The sequence below is a fragment of the Pseudomonas sp. B26(2017) genome, from assembly GCF_002113045.1.
Taxonomy (GTDB): Bacteria; Pseudomonadota; Gammaproteobacteria; order Pseudomonadales; family Pseudomonadaceae; genus Aquipseudomonas.
The window spans coordinates 68,510-89,238 of record NZ_NEJJ01000004.1; the positions used below are offsets into that span (position 1 = coordinate 68,510).

Annotated in this window: 18 protein-coding genes; 15 read left to right on the plus strand and 3 right to left on the minus strand. The window is 61.3% G+C overall.

Features of this window, described 5'->3' with window-relative positions:
* Positions 1-64 precede the first annotated feature (64 nt).
* Both CAF79_RS07425 and CAF79_RS07430 read right to left on the minus strand, forming a co-directional pair.
* A complete protein-coding gene (locus CAF79_RS07425; RefSeq protein ID WP_085697289.1) occupies positions 65-1,552 on the minus strand; it encodes a gamma-aminobutyraldehyde dehydrogenase in 1,488 nt (495 codons plus the stop codon).
* A 99-nt stretch (positions 1,553-1,651) separates the two neighbouring features.
* Positions 1,652-2,566, minus strand: coding sequence for a LysR family transcriptional regulator (locus CAF79_RS07430; RefSeq protein WP_085697290.1), 915 nt, complete (start codon positions 2,564-2,566; stop codon positions 1,652-1,654).
* A 176-nt stretch (positions 2,567-2,742) separates the two neighbouring features.
* On the opposite strand from CAF79_RS07430, the gene CAF79_RS07435 reads away from it, so the two are divergent.
* The 15 genes from CAF79_RS07435 (at position 2,743) to CAF79_RS07500 (ending at position 19,109) form a co-directional block, all read left to right on the plus strand.
* Positions 2,743-3,465, plus strand: a complete 723-nt coding sequence (locus CAF79_RS07435; protein WP_085697291.1) for a tellurite resistance TerB family protein — start codon at positions 2,743-2,745, stop codon at positions 3,463-3,465.
* A 260-nt stretch (positions 3,466-3,725) separates the two neighbouring features.
* Positions 3,726-5,348 carry a methyl-accepting chemotaxis protein gene (locus tag CAF79_RS07440; RefSeq protein WP_085697292.1) on the plus strand — a complete coding sequence of 541 codons (1,623 nt, stop codon included), beginning with the start codon at positions 3,726-3,728 and terminating at the stop codon, positions 5,346-5,348.
* Positions 5,348-5,884 (plus strand): chemotaxis protein CheW, encoded by a 537-nt coding sequence (locus tag CAF79_RS07445; RefSeq protein ID WP_085697293.1) that lies wholly within the window; start codon positions 5,348-5,350, stop codon positions 5,882-5,884. Before CAF79_RS07440 ends, CAF79_RS07445 begins: the two co-directional genes overlap by 1 nt.
* Entirely contained in the window at positions 5,881-7,158 is a 1,278-nt protein-coding gene (locus tag CAF79_RS07450; RefSeq protein WP_085697294.1) for a protein-glutamate O-methyltransferase CheR, read from the plus strand. Before CAF79_RS07445 ends, CAF79_RS07450 begins: the two co-directional genes overlap by 4 nt.
* Positions 7,155-7,838: a chemotaxis protein CheW gene (locus tag CAF79_RS07455; RefSeq protein ID WP_085697295.1), complete on the plus strand. Its 684-nt coding sequence runs from the start codon at positions 7,155-7,157 to the stop codon at positions 7,836-7,838. The genes CAF79_RS07450 and CAF79_RS07455 overlap by 4 nt, the downstream gene beginning before the upstream one ends.
* Positions 7,835-10,135, plus strand: coding sequence for a hybrid sensor histidine kinase/response regulator (locus tag CAF79_RS07460; RefSeq protein ID WP_085697296.1), 2,301 nt, complete (start codon positions 7,835-7,837; stop codon positions 10,133-10,135). The genes CAF79_RS07455 and CAF79_RS07460 overlap by 4 nt, the downstream gene beginning before the upstream one ends.
* Entirely contained in the window at positions 10,132-11,142 is a 1,011-nt protein-coding gene (locus CAF79_RS07465) for a chemotaxis response regulator protein-glutamate methylesterase (RefSeq protein ID WP_085697297.1), read from the plus strand. Before CAF79_RS07460 ends, CAF79_RS07465 begins: the two co-directional genes overlap by 4 nt.
* Before the next feature lie 48 nt (positions 11,143-11,190).
* Complete coding sequence (locus CAF79_RS07470; RefSeq protein ID WP_011332645.1) at positions 11,191-12,192, plus strand: PleD family two-component system response regulator; 1,002 nt, start codon at positions 11,191-11,193, stop codon at positions 12,190-12,192.
* A gap of 106 nt (positions 12,193-12,298) precedes the next feature.
* Positions 12,299-13,394 (plus strand): peptide chain release factor 2 gene (gene prfB, locus CAF79_RS28715; protein WP_139832565.1). Its coding sequence is split into 2 segments (ribosomal slippage): positions 12,299-12,370 and positions 12,372-13,394, totalling 1,095 coding nucleotides; the frame shifts between segments, so codons are not numbered across the junction.
* Between the two features lie 69 nt (positions 13,395-13,463).
* Entirely contained in the window at positions 13,464-14,963 is a 1,500-nt protein-coding gene (lysS, locus tag CAF79_RS07475) for a lysine--tRNA ligase (protein ID WP_085697298.1), read from the plus strand.
* Between the two features lie 118 nt (positions 14,964-15,081).
* On the plus strand, positions 15,082-15,786 hold the full coding sequence (locus tag CAF79_RS07480; RefSeq protein ID WP_011332647.1) for a TetR/AcrR family transcriptional regulator: 705 nt from the start codon (positions 15,082-15,084) through the stop codon (positions 15,784-15,786).
* Between the two features lie 69 nt (positions 15,787-15,855).
* Complete coding sequence (locus tag CAF79_RS07485; RefSeq protein ID WP_085688811.1) at positions 15,856-16,410, plus strand: hypothetical protein; 555 nt, start codon at positions 15,856-15,858, stop codon at positions 16,408-16,410.
* A 33-nt stretch (positions 16,411-16,443) separates the two neighbouring features.
* Positions 16,444-17,721 (plus strand): flavohemoglobin expression-modulating QEGLA motif protein, encoded by a 1,278-nt coding sequence (locus CAF79_RS07490; RefSeq protein ID WP_085688808.1) that lies wholly within the window; start codon positions 16,444-16,446, stop codon positions 17,719-17,721.
* A 147-nt stretch (positions 17,722-17,868) separates the two neighbouring features.
* Complete coding sequence (locus CAF79_RS07495) at positions 17,869-18,783, plus strand: alpha/beta hydrolase (RefSeq protein ID WP_085697299.1); 915 nt, start codon at positions 17,869-17,871, stop codon at positions 18,781-18,783.
* Positions 18,780-19,109, plus strand: coding sequence for a hypothetical protein (locus CAF79_RS07500; RefSeq protein WP_085697300.1), 330 nt, complete (start codon positions 18,780-18,782; stop codon positions 19,107-19,109). Before CAF79_RS07495 ends, CAF79_RS07500 begins: the two co-directional genes overlap by 4 nt.
* Positions 19,110-19,211: 102 nt before the next feature.
* Here CAF79_RS07500 and CAF79_RS28720 read toward each other — a convergent pair whose 3' ends face one another.
* Positions 19,212-20,528, minus strand: a complete 1,317-nt coding sequence (locus CAF79_RS28720) for a transposase (RefSeq protein WP_139832566.1) — start codon at positions 20,526-20,528, stop codon at positions 19,212-19,214.
* Between the last annotated feature and the right edge of the window lie 201 nt (positions 20,529-20,729).

Sequence of the window (20,729 nt, forward strand, 5' to 3'; positions counted from 1 at the left end):
AATTATGGTCGGGGCAGTTGTGAACGCGGTGAAGCATGCCGTCAGCGGCTTGTTATTAGCGTAGTCAGAGATGCTGGCCGTGGCGGGCCATGATGTGCCGCACCACGCTGTAGTCCTGTAGCGAATCGCTGGATAAGTCTTTGCCGTAACCGGAGCGTTTCAGGCCGCCGTGGGGCATTTCGCTGACCAGCATGAAATGGCTGTTGATCCAGGTGCAGCCGTATTGCAGGCGCGCGGCGACCTGCATCGCCTTGTCCAGATTCTGGGTCCACACCGACGAGGCGAGGCCGTATTCCGAGTCGTTGGCCCAGTCCACCGCTTGCGCCAGTTCGTCGAAGCGGGTCACGGTCACCACCGGGCCGAACACTTCGCGCTGGACGATTTCATCGCTCTGTTTGCAACCTGCCAGCAGGGTGGGTTGATAGAAGAACCCGGCACCCGAATGCACCGCTGCGCCTGTGACCCGCTCGATGTGCGGCTGACCGAGGGCGCGTTCGACGAAGCTGGCCACGCGGTCGCGCTGGCGCGTGCTGATCAGCGGGCCGATTTCGTTGTCGGCGTCACGCTTGCCGGCGAAACGCAGGCTGCTGACCGCCGCGCCAAGTTCGGCCACCAATTTGTCGTGAATCCCGGCCTGGGCGTAGATCCGGCAAGCCGCCGTGCAATCCTGCCCGGCGTTGTAATAACCATAAGTGCGCACGCCTTCGACCACGGCTTTAATGTCGGCATCGTTGCAGACGATTACCGGAGCCTTGCCGCCGAGTTCGAGGTGCGTGCGTTTGAGGGTTTTGGCGGCGGCCTGGAGGATTTTCTGGCCGGTGACGATATCGCCGGTCAGCGACACCATGCGCACTTTCGGATGCCCGACCAGATGACTGCCAACGCCTTCTCCGCCGCCGCAGACGATGTTGATCACTCCGCGCGGCAGGATTTCGGCCAGTGCCGGAGCCAGCGCCAGGATCGACAGCGGCGTGTGCTCGGACGGCTTGAACACCAGCGTATTGCCGGCGGCGAGGGCCGGGGCGATTTTCCACGCGGCCATCATGATCGGGTAGTTCCACGGCGCAATCGACGCGACGACGCCAATCGGATCGCGACGCACCATGCTGGTGTAGCCCGGCACGTATTCGCCGCTGAGCTGGCCGGTCTGGCAGCGTACGGCGCCGGCGAAGAAGCGGAACACATCGACGGTCGCGGTCAAATCATCCTGCCGCGCCAGATGCAGCGGCTTGCCGCAGTTCAGTGCTTCGAGGCGGGCGAGGTGGTCGGCGTGTTTTTCGACGGCGTTGGCGATTTCCAGCAGGAGATTCGAGCGTTGTTGCGGGGTGGTGCGCGACCACTCGGCAAAGGCGCGGTGGGCGGCGAGGATGGCGGCTTCAACTTGCTCGGTGCTGGCTTCGGCGATCTGGGTCAGGACTTCGCCGGTGGCCGGGTTGAGGATCGGTTCGACAAAACCCTGGCCGGTGACCAGTTCGCCGTCGATCAGCAACGCGGTGTGCATGTGGGTCTGCGCGCCAGCCATTTTCCGTGATCTCTTTTCTTGTATGGCCATGTTGCTCCCTGTTCCGGGAGCCGACCGTCTTATCGATGCAGCAAGACTAGTGCGCGGCTCCGGGGTCGACAAATTCTAAATACTGAAGGTGGCATTCGATTAAATAGATGGCTTGCGTCCACCGTGAGGCTGCTCGCGGGCCACGGTCAGAAACGGATCGACCAGCGAGGGGCGCGCAGTGCCGCGACGCCAGGCCAGACCGACGTCGAGGGTCTGGCTGAGGTCGGCAATCGGCCGGGCCTCGATGATGTCGCCTTCCAGCGACCATGGGCGGTAGGTCATGTCCGGCTGGATCGAAACGCCGAGACCCGCCGCCACCAGACTTCGCACTGCCTCGGTGGACGCGGTTCTGAGGGTGATCTTCGGTTGCAGCCCGGCGCCGCGCCACAGGCGTTGGGCATTGCGATCCATCTCGTCGACGTTCAGCTGAATCAACGGCTCCCGGGCAACATCGGCGAGGTTGATGCTGTCGTGTTCCAGCAGCGGATGCTGGGCCGGCAGCCACAAACGGTGCGGCGAGTGGGTCAGTACTTCGGTCTGCAAGGCGTGGCGGTCTTCGAGGTTGGAGAGAATCAGCACACCGACATCGATCTCGCCGCTGACCAGCAGATGCTCGATGTACGGCCGTTCGTCCTCCATCACCCGTATCTCGACGTTGGGATAGGCGCGCTGGAAACGAGTGAGCAAATCCGCCAGGTAATAACCGGCCACCAGGCTGGTCACGCCGACAATCAACTGCCCTGCGACCTGATCGGTGCTTTGTTGCAGGCTGCGTTTGGCGTTGTCCACGGTGGCCAGAATCAAGTGCGCCTGGCGCAGGAACTGGTGGCCCTGATGGGTAAGGGTCATGCCCTTGGCGTGGCGGTTGAACAGACTGACCCCGATTTCTTCCTCCAGTTGCTGGATGGCCAGGGTCAGGGTCGATTGGGAAATGAATGCGGTTTGCGCGGCGGCGGAGATCGAGCCGGTCTCGGCCACGGCGATGAAATGGCGGATCTGACGCAAGGTCATCATGGACGTTTTACCCGGTGGGCGGTTTTTATAGATTGCCCCGAGTGTATATCTATTTTCGCGAATGGCTGCTCCGGGCCAGGCAACATCTGGAAGCACACTCGCACCCGAGTGACGGGCACTTTCGAACTAGGCTGAGGGCCTTATTGATCCGGATAAAACCAGTTTGGAGACGGAACATGAACACCCGTGGATTGCTCGATCAACTCCTCAAGTCCGGCCAGGATCTGCTGCAGAACAAGGCGGGCGGGGCGCAGAACAAACCGGCTGCCGGTGGCTTGGGCGGCTTGCTGGGCGGATCTTCCGGTAATGGCGCACTCGGCGGTTTGCTCTCAGGCACAGGCGGCGGAGCCCTGGCGGCCGGCGCCATGGGCCTGCTGCTGGGCAGCAAAAAGGCCCGCAAGGTTGGCGGTAAAGTCGCCCTCTACGGCGGCCTCGCTGCACTGGGCGTAATCGCCTACAAAGCCTACGGCAACTGGAACGCCCAGAAAGGCACCGCTCCACAAAACGAACCGCAAACCGTCGATCGCCTGCCACCGGCGCAAGTCGAACAACACAGCCAGGCCATCCTCAAAGCCCTGGTCGCCGCCGCCAAGGCCGACGGCCACATCGACGACCGCGAACGCCAACTGATCGAAGGCGAATTCACCAGACTCGACAACGATCAGGAACTCAAACACTGGCTCCACGCCGAACTCAACAAACCCCTCGACCCCACCGACGTCGCCCGTGCAGCGAGCACACCGGAGATGGCCGCCGAGATGTACGTGGCGAGCGTGATGATGGTGGATGAGGAGAACTTTATGGAGAAGGCGTATCTGGATGAGCTGGCGAAGCAGTTGAAGCTGGAGCCGGGGTTGAAGGTGGAGCTTGAGAAGCAGGTTCGCGTAGCTACCCAGTAAAACCGGTGTCAGCGATATCAGAACCCGCAATCCCGCACAGGATGGCGGGTTCTTTCGTTGCAGCAGCTGAAATGACCAATTCATCGCCCCTTTTTGCCATTGCGTCACTGGCACGCCACCCTCCGATTCCTTGAAAGTCCCTGTCCAGAGCCCACCCCGTTGACTACCGGAAGGCCTGAGCGCGGCAAACCGTCTTATAAATGAAACACCGCCCTCAGCTATACTCCCCCGCAATTTCGATCTGGCCCTGAGGACTGACTGTGAAGAACTGGACGTTGCGCCAACGCATTTTGGCGAGCTTTGCGGTGATTATCGCCATCATGCTGTTGATGGTGGTCGTCTCGTATTCACGGTTGTTGAAGATCGAAGCCAGTGAAAACAGCGTCCGTGACGACGCGATTCCCGGCGTCTATTACAGCTCGATGATTCGTGGCGCGTGGGTCGACAGTTATCTGCAGACCCAGGAACTGTTGGGGCTCAAGGAAGGGCAGGGCATCAGCAGTGAAGATGCGGCCGATTACAAGGCTTTCGAATCCCGACTTCAGGAGCAGATGGCCAATTACCGCAACACGGTCGTTACGGACGAGGACAAGCTCGAATTCGCAGCGTTCGAGAAGTATCACGACTCCTACATGAAGATTCAGGACGCCGTGCTTGATCTGCACAAACGCAATCTTGAAGCCGAAGCCGTCAAACTGTTCAACGAGCAACTGACACCGACCTGGTACTCGGGCCGGATGAAACTCAACGACATCATCGGCGAGAACAAGCGAGTCGCCGACCAGGCCATGGCCAACATTGACGAGGCTGTGGCAGCGGCCAAAGTCAGCATGTTCGTCTCGCTGCTGGTGGCTGTGCTGGCTGCCGGCCTCTGCGGTCTGTTGCTGATGCGCGCAATCATGGCGCCGATGAACCGCATCGTGCAGATCCTCGACATCATGCGCACCGGCGACCTGAGCAGCCGCTTGAATCTCGAGCGCAAGGACGAGTTCGGCGCGGTGGAAACCGGCTTCAACGACATGATGACCGAGCTCACTTCGCTGGTGTCCCAGGCCCAGCGCTCGTCGGTGCAGGTCACCACGTCGGTGACCGAAATTGCCGCCACCTCCAAACAACAGCAGGCCACCGCCACCGAAACCGCCGCGACCACCACTGAAATCGGCGCAACGTCGCGCGAGATCGCGGCGACTTCCCGCGACCTGGTGCGCACCATGACCGAAGTCTCCACCGCCGCCGATCAGGCCTCGGTGCTGGCCGGCTCCGGGCAGCAAGGCCTGGCACGCATGGAAGACACCATGCACTCGGTGATGGGCGCGGCAGATCTGGTGAACGCCAAACTGGCGATCCTCAACGAGAAGGCCGGCAACATCAATCAGGTGGTGGTGACCATCGTCAAGGTCGCCGACCAGACCAACCTGCTGTCCCTGAACGCTGCGATCGAAGCGGAGAAGGCCGGCGAATACGGTCGCGGTTTTGCCGTGGTCGCCACCGAAGTGCGGCGTCTGGCGGACCAGACCGCTGTCGCGACTTACGACATCGAACAGATGGTCCGCGAGATCCAGTCGGCGGTGTCCGCCGGGGTGATGGGCATGGACAAGTTCTCCGAGGAAGTGCGTCGCGGCATGGCCGAAGTGCAGCAGGTCGGCGAGCAGCTGTCGCAGATCATCCATCAGGTGCAGGCGCTGGCGCCGCGGGTGTTGATGGTCAATGAAGGCATGCAGGCCCAGGCCACCGGCGCCGAACAGATCAACCATGCGCTGGTGCAGCTGGGTGATGCCAGCAGCCAGACGGTCGAGTCGTTGCGTCAGGCCAGTTTCGCCATCGACGAACTGAGCCAGGTGGCCGTGGGCCTGCGCAGCGGCGTTTCGCGATTCAAAGTCTGATGAGCGAAATCACCGCCAAACGCAGCGCTGCACCGGTGGCGAAGCAGGCGCTGTTCCTGCTGTTTCGCATCGGCAGCGAACGCTACGCCTTGCGCGCCACGGAAGTGGCCGAAGTGCTGCCGCGCCTGCCGTTGAAGCCGATTGCCCGGGCGCCGCACTGGGTGGCAGGGGTGTTCGCCTATCGCGGCACGGTGGTGCCGGTGATCGACCTCAGTGCCCTGACGTTCGGCCATCCTGCGCAAGCGCGCACCAGCACACGGCTGGTGCTGGTGCATTACCGCGCGGATGAATCGCAGCCGTCGCACTGGCTGGGCCTGATCCTCGAACAGGCCACCGACACCTTGCGTTGCAACCCGGATGATTTTCAGCCGTACGGCCTCGACAATCGTCAGGCGCCGTACCTGGGTCCGGTGCGTGAAGACGCGCAAGGGCTGGTGCAGTGGGTGCGGGTCAACGACTTGCTTGACGAGTCGGTGCGCACGCTGCTGTTCCCGTCGCCGCCGCTGGATCCGGCGCAGCTTGAGGAGCAGCCATGAGCAGCGACCAGCGCTTCTTCGATTTCCTCAAGGAACGCATCGGCCTTGACGTCGCCTCGGTCGGCCCGGCGATCATCGAGCGGGCTGTACGCCAGCGCATCACCCTGTCGCAAACGGTGAATGCCAATGAGTACTGGCAGACCTTGCTAGGCTCTCGGGATGAACAGCAGGCGTTGATCGAAGCGGTAATCGTCCCCGAAACCTGGTTTTTCCGTTACCCGGAATCCTTCGCCACACTGGGCAAACTGGCGCGCAAACGCCTGGGTGAACTGAACAACATGCGCGCGCTGCGCATCCTCAGCCTGCCGTGTTCCACCGGTGAAGAACCCTATTCGATTGCCATGGCTTTGCTCGACGCCGGCCTCAAGCCCCATCAGTTCAAGGTCGATGGCATGGACGTCAGCCCCTTGTCGGTGGACAAGGCGCGGCGGGCGCTGTACGGCAAGAACTCGTTTCGCGGTCAGGAACTGGACTTTCGCGAGCGGCATTTTTTTGCCGAGAACGAGGGCTATCGGGTGAATGAAATCGTCCGCGAGCAGGTACGCCTGCATGTCGGCAACGTGCTCGATCCGTCATTGCTGGTCAACGAGCCGCCGTTCGATTTCGTGTTCTGCCGCAACCTGCTGATCTATTTCGATCAGCCGACCCAGCAGCAGGTATTCGCGGTGCTCAAGCGCCTGACCCATGTTGATGGCGTGCTGTTTATCGGCCCGGCCGAGGGCAGTCTGCTCGGGCGGCTGGGCATGCGATCGATCGGGATCCCGCAGTCGTTTGCCTTCAGCCGTCACAGCGATCCACAACCCGAACCGTTGCCGATGCCGACCGCGATTCCCGTGCCGTTGCCTGTGCGCCAACCGGTACGCAGCACGCCACCGCCGCCGGTGCGCAACCGCCCGTTTGCGGGCGTGACGCCTTTGCCCGCGACGGCTAAAAGCAACAATCCCGACGCCGCAACGCTGCTGGCCAACATCGCCGCCCTGGCCAACGAAGGCAAAAGCGCCGACGCCCGTGCCGCATGCGAACAGTATTTGCGCAGCCACGAGCCGGTGGCCCAGGTGTTTTACTGGCTCGGCCTGCTGAGCGATGTCGCCGGCAGCGCCCTCGAAGCCCAGGGTTTTTACCGCAAGGCGCTGTACCTCGAACCGCAACACCCTGAAGCCCTGATGCACCTGGCCGCGCTGCTGCAGGCCCAGGGCGACGCGGCCGGTGCCAGACGATTGCAGGAGCGCGCCGCCCGCAGCGACCGCACCGCCGACAGTGAGCGTAAACGATGATCCCGTCCGACACCTTGAATGTCACCCACGAAGACGCCCGGGCCATCGACGATTGCTGGAACCGCATCGGCATTCACGGCGACAAGTCCTGTCCGCTGCTGGACGAGCACATCCATTGCCGCAATTGCTCGGTGTATTCCGCCGCCGCCACGCGCCTGCTCGACCGCTATGCGTTGCAGCAGGACGAGCGCGATCCGGTGGCGACCCAGGTTGAAACCGAGCTGAAGACCCGTTCGCTGCTGATGTTCCGCCTTGGCGAAGAATGGCTCGGCCTGGCCACCCGCAGTCTGGTGGAGGTCGCGCCGTTGCAGGCGATTCACTCGCTGCCGCACCAGCGCTCCCGGGCCTTGCTCGGTGTGGCGAACGTGCGCGGTGCGCTGGTGGCGTGCCTGTCGCTGGTCGAACTGCTCGACCTCGACAGCAATGCGGCTCCGGCGACCGGCGCGCGGATCATGCCGCGCATGCTGATCATCGCGGCCCAGGGCGGGCCGGTGGTGGTGCCGGTGGACGAAGTCGACGGGATTCACGCCATCGACGAGCGCATCCTCGACGCCGCGTCGCGGTCCGGCGCACAGGCCAGCGCCAAATACACCCGAGGCGTGCTGCCTTTCAAAGGTCGCAGTCTACGTTGGCTGGATGAAGAACAGCTGTTGTCCGCCGTCTCCCGGAGCCTCACATGACCCCCGAGCAAATGCGCGACGCCTCCCTGCTCGAGCTGTTCAGCCTCGAAGCCGAAGCCCAGACCCAGGTGCTCAGCGCCGGGCTACTGGCGCTTGAGCGCAACCCGACTCAGGCCGATCAGCTCGAATCGTGCATGCGCGCGGCGCACTCGTTGAAAGGCGCGGCGCGGATCGTCGGCATCGACAGCGGCGTCAGCGTCGCCCACGTGATGGAGGATTGTCTGGTCAGCGCCCAGGAAGGACGGTTGTTCCTGCGCCCGGAACATATCGACGCGCTGTTGCAGGGCACCGATTTGCTGATGCGCATTGCTACACCGGCCAACGGCCCGCAACCGGCGGACATCGAGGCTTACGTGGCATTGATGGGCGGGTTGCTCGATCCGACGGCGCCGGCAGTGGTCCCTGCGGTTCCAAGTGCGCCACCGATGGCCGAGTTGCAGATTCAGCCACCGCCGGTGGCTGAGTCCGCGCCCGTTGAAACCCCCGCCGAGGTGGCCGAGCCGGAGCCTGCGCCCGCGCCGCGCAAGAGCAAACGCACCACTGAGGGCGGCGAGCGGGTGCTGCGGGTCACCGCCGAACGCTTGAACAGCCTGCTCGATCTGTCGAGCAAATCCCTGGTGGAAACCCAGCGCCTCAAACCGCACCTGGCCACCATGCAGCGCCTCAAGCGCATGCAGAACAACGGCCTGCGGGCGCTGGAAAGTCTCAACGTTCATCTCAAGGAACATGCCCTGAGCCTTGAAGCTCAAGAGGCACTGGAAGACGCGCGCCGTTTGCTCGCCGAATCCCAGCAGTTGCTGGCAGAGAAAAACGCCGAGCTCGACGAGTTTGCCTGGCAAGCCAGTCAGCGCGCACAAGTGCTTTACGACACCGCCCTGGCCTGCCGCATGCGGCCATTCGCCGATGTGTTGTCGGGGCAGGTGCGGATGGTCCGCGACCTCGGTCGCAGCCTCGGTAAACAGGTGCGGTTGGAAATCGAGGGTGAGAAGACTCAGGTCGATCGCGATGTACTGGAAAAACTCGAAGCACCGCTGACGCACCTGCTGCGCAATGCAGTCGATCACGGCATTGAAACTCCGCAGGAGCGCCTGCTCAAAGGCAAGTCCGAGGAAGGGCTGATTCGTCTGCGCGCCTCGCATCAGGCCGGTCTGCTGGTGCTGGAATTGAGCGACGACGGCAACGGCGTGGATCTGGAAAAAGTCCGCCGCAGCATCGTCGAACGCCAGTTGTCTCCAGCGGAAACCGCCGCTCAGTTGAGTGAAGAAGAACTGCTGACCTTCCTGTTTCTGCCGGGCTTCAGCCTGCGAGACAAGGTCACCGAAGTGTCCGGGCGCGGCGTCGGCCTCGATGCCGTTCAGCACATGGTCCGCCAGTTGCGCGGCGCGGTGGTGCTGGAGCAGACGGCGGGCGAGGGCAGTCGCTTCCATCTGGAAGTGCCGCTGACCCTGTCGGTGGTGCGCAGCCTGGTGGTGGAAGTCGGCGACGAGGCCTACGCCTTCCCGCTGGCGCACATCGAACGCATGTGCGATCTGGCGCCGGACGACATTGTGCAGGTCGAAGGCCGCCAGCATTTCTGGCACGAAGGTCGACATGTCGGGCTGGTTGCGGCCAGTCAGTTATTGCAGCGTCCGGCCAGCCAGAACAGCGGCGACACCTTGAAAGTCGTGGTGATCCGCGAGCGCGATGCGATCTACGGCGTGGCGGTCGAACGCTTCATCGGCGAGCGCACGCTGGTGGTGCTGCCGCTGGACGAGCGGCTGGGCAAGGTGCAGGACATTTCCGCCGGGGCCTTGCTCGACGATGGCTCGGTGGTGCTGATTGTCGACGTCGAAGACATGCTGCGTTCGGTGGACAAACTGCTCAACACCGGGCGTCTGGAGCGCATCGCACGCCACGGCAATCAGGCCGCAGAAGCCGCGCGCAAGCGGATTCTGGTGGTCGATGACTCGCTGACCGTGCGCGAACTGCAACGCAAGCTGCTGCTCAATCGCGGCTACGACGTGGCCGTTGCGGTGGACGGCATGGACGGCTGGAACGCCCTGCGCTCAGAGGATTTCGATCTGCTGATCACCGACATCGACATGCCGCGCATGGACGGCATCGAACTGGTGTCGCTGCTGCGCCGGGACAACCGTCTGCAATCGCTGCCGGTGATGGTTGTTTCCTACAAGGATCGCGAGGAAGACCGCCGCCGTGGACTGGACGCCGGCGCCGACTATTATCTGGCCAAGGCCAGTTTTCATGACGACGCCTTGCTTGACGCGGTGGTTGAGCTCATCGGAGGAGCGCGGGCATGAAGATCGCAATTGTCAACGACATGCCTTTGGCGGTGGAGGCCCTGCGCCGCGCACTGGCCTTCGAGCCGGCGCATCAGGTGGTGTGGGTCGCCGGCAACGGCGCCGAAGCGGTGCGCCTGTGCGCGCAAAACACTCCCGACCTGATCCTGATGGACCTGATCATGCCGGTGATGGATGGCGTCGAGGCCACCCGCCGGATCATGGCCGAGAGCCCTTGCGCGATTGTTATCGTCACCGTGGACCGCCAGCAGAACGTGCACCGGGTGTTTGAAGCCATGGGCCACGGCGCGCTGGACGTGGTCGACACCCCGGCCATCGGCGGCGGCAATCCTCAGGAAGCGGCGGCGCCGCTGCTGCGCAAGATCCTCAACATCGGCTGGTTGATCGGCGAGAAAACCGCCCGCGCGCGTCCCGCACCTGCGACCCCACGCAGTACCGCCTCGCGCCAGCGACTGGTGGCAATCGGCTCCTCGGCCGGTGGCCCGGCGGCGCTGGAAGTCCTGCTCAAAGGCCTGCCGCGCCACTTTTCGGCGGCCATCGTGCTGGTGCAGCATGTCGATCAGGTGTTCGCCGCCGGCATGGCCGAATGGCTGGCCAGCGCCAGCGGCCTGGACGTGCGTCTGGCCCGCGAAGGAGAACCGCCGCAGGCCGGCGCAGTGCTGCTGGCCGGCACCAACCACCATATTCGTTTGCTCAAGAACGGCACGCTGGCCTACACCGCCGAGCCGGTCAACGAGATCTATCGCCCCTCGATCGACGTGTTTTTCGAAAGCGTCGCCAACTACTGGAACGGTGACGCAGTAGGGGTTTTATTGACAGGGATGGGACGCGACGGGGCTCAAGGGCTTAAGCTCATGCGCCAACAGGGTTATCTGACCATCGCGCAGGATCAGCAAAGCAGTGCGGTGTACGGCATGCCCAAGGCTGCCGCAGCCATCGACGCGGCCGTAGAAATCCGTCCACTGGAAAAGATAGCGCCACGATTGCTGGAGATTTTCCCCAAATGAACATGTTCGTCCGCAATCCTGGCCCCCGCAGCACTCAGGTGACCGCCCATGAATGACTTACAGATCGATGACATCAAAACCGACGAGAACGCCGCCATGGTGTTGTTGGTGGACGATCAGGCGATGATCGGCGAAGCCGTGCGCCGTGGGCTGTCGAACGAAGAGAACATCGACTTCCACTTCTGCTCCGACCCGCATCTTGCTGTGGCCCACGCAGTGCGAATCAAGCCGACCGTGATCCTCCAGGATCTGGTGATGCCCGGCCTCGACGGCCTGAGTCTGGTGCGCGAATACCGCAATCACCCGGCGACCAAGGACATTCCGATCATCGTCCTGTCGACCAAGGAAGACCCGCTGATCAAAAGTGCGGCGTTCTCCGCCGGGGCCAACGATTACCTGGTGAAACTGCCGGACAACATCGAGCTGGTGGCGCGTATCCGCTATCACTCGCGCTCCTACATGACATTGCTGCAACGGGACGCGGCCTACCGCGCATTGCGGGTCAGTCAGCAGCAATTGCTCGACACCAACCTGGTGTTGCAACGCCTGATGAACTCCGACGGCCTGACCGGGCTGTCCAACCGTCGGCACTTCGACGAATACCTGGAACTGGAATGGCGCCGCTCGCTGCGTGACCAGAGCCAGTTGTCGCTGCTGATGATCGACGTCGATTACTTCAAGTCCTACAACGACACCTTCGGCCATGTCGAGGGCGACGAAGCGCTGCGCAAGGTCGCCACGGCGATTCGCGAGGCCAGTGCCCGGCCGTCCGATCTGCCGGCGCGTTATGGCGGCGAAGAATTTGCGCTGGTGCTGCCCAACACCTCGCCGGGCGGGGCGCGACTGGTGGCGGAAAAGCTGCGCCAGACGGTTGCGGCGCTGAAAATTCCGCACAATGCCCCGGCCGAAGGCTCGAGCCTGACCATCAGCATCGGTCTGGCGACCATGGTGCCGGAGTCGGGCAGCGACTGCCGGTTGCTGATCTCGGCGGCGGATCGCGGCCTGTACCTGGCCAAGAACAACGGGCGCAATCAGGTGGGGATCGAATGAACCATTGAGTTCATTCGCCTCAAGAGCCGCCAGACGGGCTGCCGTGACAGCGTGATTACGTTATACTCGCCGGCTTTCAAAAGTTCGCCAACGAGTGCTGCCCGTCATGGAAATCAACCCGATCCTGAACACCATCAAGGACCTGTCCGAGCGCTCCGAATCTATTCGGGGGTATCTTTGACTACGATCAAAAGCATGAGCGTCTGATCGAAGTCAATCGCGAGCTTGAAGATCCTGCAGTCTGGAACAAACCTGAATACGCCCAGGAACTGGGCCGCGAGCGCTCGACGCTGGCGCAGATCGTCGACACCCTGGACGAGCTGGCCACCGGCCTGGCCGATTCCCGCGAGCTGCTCGACATGGCCGTTGAAGAGAACGACGAAGGCGCCGTGAATGACGTCGTCGAAGTCCTCCAGGGTCTCGAAGAGTCCCTGGCCAAACTGGAATTCCGTCGCATGTTCAGCGGCGAGATGGACCCGAACAACGCCTACCTGGACATCCAGGCCGGTTCCGGCGGCACCGAAGCCCAGGACTGGGCCAACATCCTGCTGCGCATGTACCTGCGCTGGGCCGATAAACGCGGTTTCGACGCGACCATCATGGAGCTGTCGGCCGGTGAAGTCGCCGGGATCAAAGGCGCCACCGTGCACATCAAGGGCGAATACGCCTTCGGCTGGCTGCGAACCGAGATCGGCGTGCACCGTCTGGTGCGCAAGAGCCCGTTCGACTCCGGCAACCGTCGCCACACCTCGTTTTCCGCGGTTTTCGTCTCGCCAGAGATCGACGACAAGGTGGAAATCGAAATCAACCCGGCAGACCTGCGGATCGACACCTATCGTTCCTCCGGTGCCGGTGGTCAGCACGTAAACACCACCGACTCGGCCGTACGTATCACCCACGTACCGACCAACACCGTGGTGAGCTGCCAGAACGAACGTTCCCAGCACGCCAACAAGGACACCGCCATGAAAATGCTGCGGGCCAAGTTGTACGAGCAGGAAATGCAGAAGCGCACCGCCGCGTCCCAGGCGCTGGAAGACACCAAGTCGGATATCGGCTGGGGTCACCAGATCCGTTCGTACGTGCTCGATGCCTCGCGGATCAAGGATCTGCGTACCAACATCGAACGCAGCGACTGCGACAAGGTGCTCGACGGCGACATCGACGAATACCTGGAAGCCAGCCTGAAATCGGGCCTGTAAGCTTTCACCCGACCTCAAGTCCCCCGTCACCGGCGGGGGCAACGAACCTGTGATGGAATATTTAAAGACATGAGCGACCAACAACTCGACCAGGCCCTGCAACAGGAAGAAAACTCCCTGATCGCCCTGCGCAAGGAAAAGCTTGCTGCCGAGCGCGCCAAGGGCAATGCCTTCCCGAACGACTTCCGCCGCGACAACTACTGCGATGCGTTGCAAAAGCAGTACGCGGACAAGACCAAGGAAGAGCTGGCAGAGGCTGCGATCCCGGTCAAGGTTGCAGGTCGCATCATGCTCAACCGTGGCTCGTTCATGGTGATCCAGGACATGACCGGTCGCATCCAGGTCTACGTCAACCGCAAAACCTTGTCTGAAGAAACCCTGGCCGCGGTGAAAACCTGGGACATGGGCGACATCATCGCCGCCGAAGGCACCCTGGCCCGTTCCGGCAAGGGCGACCTGTACGTCGAGATGACCAGCGTGCGCCTGCTGACCAAATCCCTGCGCCCGCTGCCGGACAAGCACCACGGCCTGACCGACACCGAACAGCGCTACCGTCAGCGCTACGTTGACCTGATCGTCAACGAAGACGTGCGTCAGACCTTCCGCGTCCGTTCGCAAGTGATCGCGCACATCCGCAGCTTCCTGATGAAGCGCGACTTCCTCGAAGTCGAAACGCCGATGCTGCAGACCATTCCTGGCGGCGCCGCGGCCAAGCCGTTCGAAACCCACCACAACGCGCTGGACATGGAAATGTTCCTGCGTATCGCGCCAGAGCTGTACCTCAAGCGTCTGGTGGTTGGCGGTTTCGAGAAAGTGTTCGAGATCAACCGCAACTTCCGTAACGAAGGCGTTTCGACTCGTCACAACCCTGAATTCACCATGTTGGAGTTCTACCAGGCTTACGCCGACTACGAAGACAACATGGACCTGACCGAAGAACTGTTCCGCGAGCTGGCGCAGCTGGTTCTGGGCAGCACCGACGTGCCGTACGGCGACAAGGTGTTCCACTTCGGCGAGCCGTTCGCCCGTCTCTCGGTGTTCGACTCGATCCTCAAGTACAACCCGGACCTGACCGCCGATGACCTGAACGACATCGACAAGGCTCGCGCCATCGCCAAGAAGGCCGGCGCCAAGGTGCTGGGCTTCGAAGGTCTGGGCAAGCTGCAGGTGATGATTTTCGAAGAGCTGGTCGAGCACAAGCTCGAGCAGCCGCACTTCATTACCCAGTACCCGTTCGAAGTGTCGCCGCTGGCCCGTCGCAACGACGAGAACCCGAACGTCACCGACCGCTTCGAGCTGTTCATCGGTGGCCGTGAAATCGCCAACGCCTACTCCGAGCTCAACGATGCGGAAGACCAGGCCGAGCGTTTCATGGCGCAGGTGGCCGACAAGGACGCCGGTGACGACGAAGCCATGCACTACGACGCCGACTTCGTTCGCGCGCTGGAGTACGGCATGCCGCCAACGGCCGGTGAAGGTATCGGCATCGACCGTCTGGTGATGCTGCTGACCAACTCCCCGTCGATCCGCGACGTGATCCTGTTCCCGCACATGCGGCCGCAAGCGTAATTGTTTCAATAAAAAAGCCGCCTGAAATGGGCGGCTTTTTATTGCCTGTCTGGTACAAACGTATCAAATGGTTAATTTTGAAGAAAACAACAGAGGTATGCCTGTCGTGATCGGTGCAATGGCTCAAGAGGGTGCAGCGGGAATCGCCACTGCGGTCGCTGAAAGTGTTCAGTACCAGGGCCGCAAGGCCAGCCGGCAGGGCAGTGAACAGCGTCGACAGGACATTCTCGATGCGGCGATGCGCATCGTCGTGCGCGACGGCGTGCGCGCTGTGCGTCACCGGGCGGTGGCGGCCGAGGCCGGAGTGCCGCTGTCGGCCACCACGTATTACTTCAAGGACATCGATGACCTGCTCACCGATACCTTCGCCCAATACGTCGAACGCAGCGCGGCCTACATGGCCAAGCTGTGGATCAACAACGAAGGCCTGCTGCGCGAAATGGTGGTCAGCGGTGACGGCAGCCCGGAGTCGCGCTCGCAACTGGCTGACGATATCGCCCGGTTGATGGCCGACTACGTGCACCGGCAACTGGTCAACCGTCGCGAGCATTTGATGGCGGAACAGGCGTTCCGCCAGGAAGCATTGCTGAACCCGCGTCTGGCGGAACTGGTGCGTTCCCATCAGCAGATTCTGTTGCAGGGCACCTGCCAGTTGTTCCAGGTATTGGGCTCGCGCGAGCCGCAGCAGGATGCCAAGGTGTTGACGGCGATTATCGGACGGATGGAATATCAGGGCCTGCTCAACGACGCCGAGCCTTTGGCCGAAGAGGACATGCTCGGCATTCTGACGCGCTATATGCACCTGGTACTCGCGTCGGTGTAACGCAATCCCCTGTGGGAGCGAGCTCGCTCCCACAGATTCGCTGGTGAGTTCGGGTCTAGGGAGTGTCGAATGAAAGCCTGGCGTGGCGTGCTGATCGCCTTGTCGTTCCTGTTGCTCAGTGGATGTCTGGTGACCTTCAAGGATCCGCTGCCCGCCAGTGAACCGGCGCCCAAGGGCCTGCTCGGCCAATGGTCGAGCACCAATGCCTGGGGCGAGCCGATGAATCTGGAGCTGACGCGCCTGGGCAACGATCGCTATCAGGCGGTTGCGTACTTCAAGGCCAAACCCCGCGAGCGTGAAGCCTATCCGTTCACGGTGTCGCGCCATGGCAACCGCTGGTACCTGTCGGCTAAGGTGCCGGCGCAATACGGCGGGCACTTCACCATTGCCGGTTTCGAGATCACCGACAAGCGCGAGCTGGTGATCTACAACCTCGACCTTGAGCAGATCAACCAGGCCATCGCCCAGAAAACCCTCGACGGCCAAGGCTTCCAGACCGATGACGGCGAGGGCGTGCAGGTCGACAGTCCGCTTGAAAAGGTCTTTGCTTACCTCGACGACCCGGCCAATTCCGACGTTTTCGTCGAAGCGGCGCGCTATCAGCATCAGGCCAAAGCCAAATAATCCAGTACGTCACGTTTTCTACAGGAGTTTCGGGTGGACGATTACCAGCAGACGATACGCACGTTGTCCGATCGCATTGTGCTGGCGCAGACGCCGATCCGCGTGCTCGACGCGGTCAAGTGGGACGAGAACATTCGCAAGGGTTTCCTCAAGGCCAAGGGCAAGGAATTGCCGGCGGTGGATCGCGACTACTACCTCAACCGGCCGCTGTCCTTCGACTCAAGCAGGGTCAAGCTGGAATTCCAGAACATCGAGCGCGACATCACCCGTCAGCTCGGTCAGTTCAACCCGGTCGGCCAGATCATGCGCCGCATGTGCAAGGAATACCGGATGGTGGTGCGCATGCTCGAAGCGCGCGGCACCGAGGACTTCGGCCTGATTTCCCAGGAACTGTACGGCGCCGCGTCGGATGCGTTCCACGCCGGTGACCCCACGCTGGCCGACCTCGGCCTGATGATGTCCGACTACCTGAACAACATCGATGGTCGTGGCGACCTGAAGGACGAACCGAAGGTCCTCACCGCCAAGGACGCCGTGCACCTGCTGCAAACCCGGCTGAACAAGGTGTTCGGTGAGGCCGAGGAAACCATCCGCGTGTTCGAGTCCGACGGGATCGTCGCCGATGCGGCGGCGGGCGCCGACTACATCAAGATCCGCACCGACGCGATGTTCAACGACCGCGACGTGCGCGCGCTGGAAGTCCACGAAGGCCTGGTGCACGTCGGCACCACGCTCAACGGCTTGAACCAGCCGATCTGCACCTTCCTGTCCAAGGGCCCGCCCTCGTCGACAGTGACTCAGGAAGGCCTGGCGATCCTGATGGAAATCATCACCTTCGCCTCCTACCCGAGCCGCCTGCGTAAACTGACCAACCGCACCCGCGCCATCCACATGGTCGAGGAGGGCGCGGACTTCCTGCAGATTTTCGAGTTCTTCCGCGAGCAGGGCTTCGAAATGGCGGAAAGCTATGGCAACGCCAGTCGGGTTTTCCGTGGATCGACGCCGACAGGTCTGCCATTCACCAAAGACTTGTCCTACCTCAAGGGCTTCATCATGGTTTACAACTACATTCAGTTGGCCGTGCGCAAGGGCAAGCTCGAGCAGATCCCGCTGTTGTTCTGCGGCAAAACCACGCTGGAGGACATGCGAACCCTGCGTCAGCTGGTGGACGAAGGCCTGGTGGTGCCGCCCAAGTACCTGCCGGACCAGTTCCGCGACATGAACGCGTTGTCGGCGTGGATGTGCTTCTCCAACTTCCTCAATCACTTGAGCCTGGACCGGATCGAGGCGGACTACTCGAATATCCTCTGAACTCGATGATGTTCTTTGTGGGAGCGAGCTTGCTCGCGAAGGCGGTGTGTCAGGTAACGCGTGAGTTGAATGTTAGATAGCATTCGCGAGCAAGCTCGCTCCCACATTGGAATGCATTCCCACCCTGTTTTTGCGAGGTTTCACCGGATGAGAATCCTCGGCATCCTTTGCCTGCTTTTGACCCTCGGCGGTTGCAGCTCCTTGCTGTTCTATCCAGAGCCGGGCCAGATCTTCACGCCGGAAAAGGCCAAACTCGAATACCGCACCGTCACTCTGACCACCGCCGACGGCCTCAAGCTGAATGCCTGGTGGCTGCCGGCCAAACCCGGTGTCGAGATCAAGGGCACGGTCCTGCACCTGCACGGCAATGGCGGCAACCTGCCGATGCATCTGGGCGGGAGTTGGTGGCTGCCGAAAAACGGTTATCAAGTGCTGCTGGTGGACTATCGCGGTTACGGCCTGTCCGAAGGCGAGCCGAGCCTGCCGGCGATCTATCAGGACATCGATGCCGCCTTCGCCTGGCTGGACAAGGCGCCGGAAGTCAAAGGCAAACCGCTGGTGCTGCTGGGCCAAAGCCTCGGTGGGGCGATGGCCGTGCATTGGCTGGTGCAACATCCGGAAAGACAAAATCAGCTCAAGGCCTTGGTGCTCGACGGTGTGCCCGCCAGTTACCGCAGCGTCGGCCAGTACGCCCTCAGCACGTCGTGGCTGACCTGGCCATTTCAGGTGCCGCTGTCGTGGCTGGTGCCGGATGGCGACAGCGCGATCAACGCCATGCCGCAGCTCAACGGCGTGCCGAAACTGATCTTTCACAGCCTCGACGATCCGCTGGTGCCCCTTTCCAACGGCATCCGTCTGTATCAAGCTGCGCCGCCACCGCGCGTGCTGCAGCTGACCCGGGGCGGGCATGTGCAGACCTTCGGCGACCCGGTGTGGCGCCAGGTGATGCTGCGCTACCTCGACGACCCCGAGCATTTCAACGGCTTGCGCCGCCTCGGCGAGATCCCGAATTATCCGACACCTCCGAATTCTGAAGACGAACCACCAGAGAGTCCGCAATGACTGAAGAACGCAACGCCATCCCGCTGATCATCACCGGTATCTGCAGCATCCTCGGCACCGTCGGTGCCCTGTGGTGGTATGGCTACCTGCACTTCGCCAAACCCGAGGATGCGTTGCTGCTCAACGAATTCACCATGCTCAAGACCATTCCCGGCGAAGACTACAAAGTTTCCCTGGAGCCAGCGGCGCAAGTGGCGCAGTGCATTGATGGGGTGTTGGTGTTGTTTGATACCGAGCAAAAGGGGCTGACTGGCGTGCTGGTCAACGACCGCAAGAAAGCCGTGCGGTGCATGGGGCAGGAGACGCCGCAGAAGCTGGCGCAGTAAAACAGGGTCTGTACGGGCGCCTTCCCTTTTTCAGATGAAAAATCAGGAGGCGCCCGTGTTTTTACAATGCTGCTTACAAAGAACAGTTGGCGAATTGGAAGCTCAAGGGGCTACGTCAAAAGATCCTATTCTTGGTGGTGCAAAGGTACTGCTTACCTGATGATATATAACTGCAATATATTTCCCTGGTGATAAATGAGGGAAGTTAGTTTTCCAGTTACCTAGCGCATCAGCGATGACTGTTAGTTCATGAGAGGTATTTTCACCGCTTTTTTGGTAGGAGATCTTTGTTGTTGCGCCAGGAATACCCTTCCCTGAGAAATTAATCGGATTTGGAGCAGCTGGCCCCTCTAAGGCCGGGGATGTAATTTGGGGTAACGGAAGTGGTGATGTGCATTTAGGCGCCGTCTCATGATTTACAGCGACGGCAATTGTCGCACCCTGCGAATCTGCACTACATGTTGTAACGGTGATACCTACCCCTGGATCTCTTAGAGTCTTGCCGGGGAGTAATGTCGGATCATCCGTCGTGGCTGTTTCCGGTGTACCATCGAGCTGGGTGTTTAAAACTGTGCCCCCCATCGTGGTGTATCTCACCCAAACGCCGTTTACCCGGTTATCGGTTGCAGGAAAATTATCGAATGGAGTGGGTTTTCGGTATTCCAACGCCAATTGTGCCGGAGTGGTTTCAGGTCGATTGATGAGATAAAGCTGAGGTCCGGCATCGCCCAGTTTTGCCAAGCGATAAAGGCCGCTGCGTTCGATGACTGCCACCTGTGAGTTGTCCAGCCATCCCGAGTACCACCGATTGTTGGCGGGATAGAGGGTTCCACCCCCAGAGACAGAGTCACCACTGTCGCCATAGCCAATCACCGCACACTCAATGGGGGCCATTTCCAGTGGGGCTAATACGGTATCGCCGTGTTTTGGGCACTTGATGTAGGTGCTTCCATGGCTGTATCCAAGATTGTGCCCGAATTCATGCTTGTAAACGTGAGGGCCTCCCGATTGTCCATATACACCAATGAATTTCCCGGGTGTCCAGGCTGAAGCTGACCCGCCACAGTCAATTACGCTGATGCGGTAATCGTAGTTATTAGCGTCCAGTCCGTGCGCCTGCGCGGCTTTTATCCCCTCTGAATCTGCCAGGTTAATCGGCATTGGTGCCGAGTCTCCGGGTTTGAATGTGCATAGTTCAGGGCGAGGGCCGGATGTATGCTCAATGATCTGTCCGGTGAGTGTGAGCTTTCCGTTCGAGGCTGCGTGAATGTAAGCCGGCAGTGCGTTGGGATCCGTAGAAACTGTATGTTGCCTGATCAATGGAAAATCCAGAGCGTCGCCATCCTGCCAATGGGTTACGGTGACCAGTAGTGTTTTGGTTCCCACTACCGGACGCTGATTGACTTCCGGTTCAGGCAATGGAACCTCATTTGGGATGGAATCTCGTTCGTCATACCCAAAATCATTTGCAGTTGAGGCGTTCGATGGTGGTGCTACGCAGCCTGCCAGGAGCATGGCTGCACACAGTGTTGTCAGAAAGGCCCGAGTTCGCATGGTAACGCTCCTTGATTTCCAGCATTTGGTTTGGAGCTAAAGTGTTACGCGCACTCATTTGTTTCG

Coding starts and splice junctions, on each gene's coding strand:
- CAF79_RS07425 (WP_085697289.1), bottom strand. CDS start 1,552: ATGGCCATACAAGAAAAGAGATCACGGAAAATGGCTGGCGCGCAGACC.
- CAF79_RS07430 (WP_085697290.1), bottom strand. CDS start 2,566: ATGATGACCTTGCGTCAGATCCGCCATTTCATCGCCGTGGCCGAGACC.
- CAF79_RS07435 (WP_085697291.1), top strand. CDS start 2,743: ATGAACACCCGTGGATTGCTCGATCAACTCCTCAAGTCCGGCCAGGAT.
- CAF79_RS07445 (WP_085697293.1), top strand. CDS start 5,348: ATGAGCGAAATCACCGCCAAACGCAGCGCTGCACCGGTGGCGAAGCAG.
- CAF79_RS07450 (WP_085697294.1), top strand. CDS start 5,881: ATGAGCAGCGACCAGCGCTTCTTCGATTTCCTCAAGGAACGCATCGGC.
- CAF79_RS07455 (WP_085697295.1), top strand. CDS start 7,155: ATGATCCCGTCCGACACCTTGAATGTCACCCACGAAGACGCCCGGGCC.
- CAF79_RS07460 (WP_085697296.1), top strand. CDS start 7,835: ATGACCCCCGAGCAAATGCGCGACGCCTCCCTGCTCGAGCTGTTCAGC.
- CAF79_RS07465 (WP_085697297.1), top strand. CDS start 10,132: ATGAAGATCGCAATTGTCAACGACATGCCTTTGGCGGTGGAGGCCCTG.
- CAF79_RS07470 (WP_011332645.1), top strand. CDS start 11,191: ATGAATGACTTACAGATCGATGACATCAAAACCGACGAGAACGCCGCC.
- lysS (WP_085697298.1), top strand. CDS start 13,464: ATGAGCGACCAACAACTCGACCAGGCCCTGCAACAGGAAGAAAACTCC.
- CAF79_RS07480 (WP_011332647.1), top strand. CDS start 15,082: ATGGCTCAAGAGGGTGCAGCGGGAATCGCCACTGCGGTCGCTGAAAGT.
- CAF79_RS07485 (WP_085688811.1), top strand. CDS start 15,856: ATGAAAGCCTGGCGTGGCGTGCTGATCGCCTTGTCGTTCCTGTTGCTC.
- CAF79_RS07495 (WP_085697299.1), top strand. CDS start 17,869: ATGAGAATCCTCGGCATCCTTTGCCTGCTTTTGACCCTCGGCGGTTGC.
- CAF79_RS07500 (WP_085697300.1), top strand. CDS start 18,780: ATGACTGAAGAACGCAACGCCATCCCGCTGATCATCACCGGTATCTGC.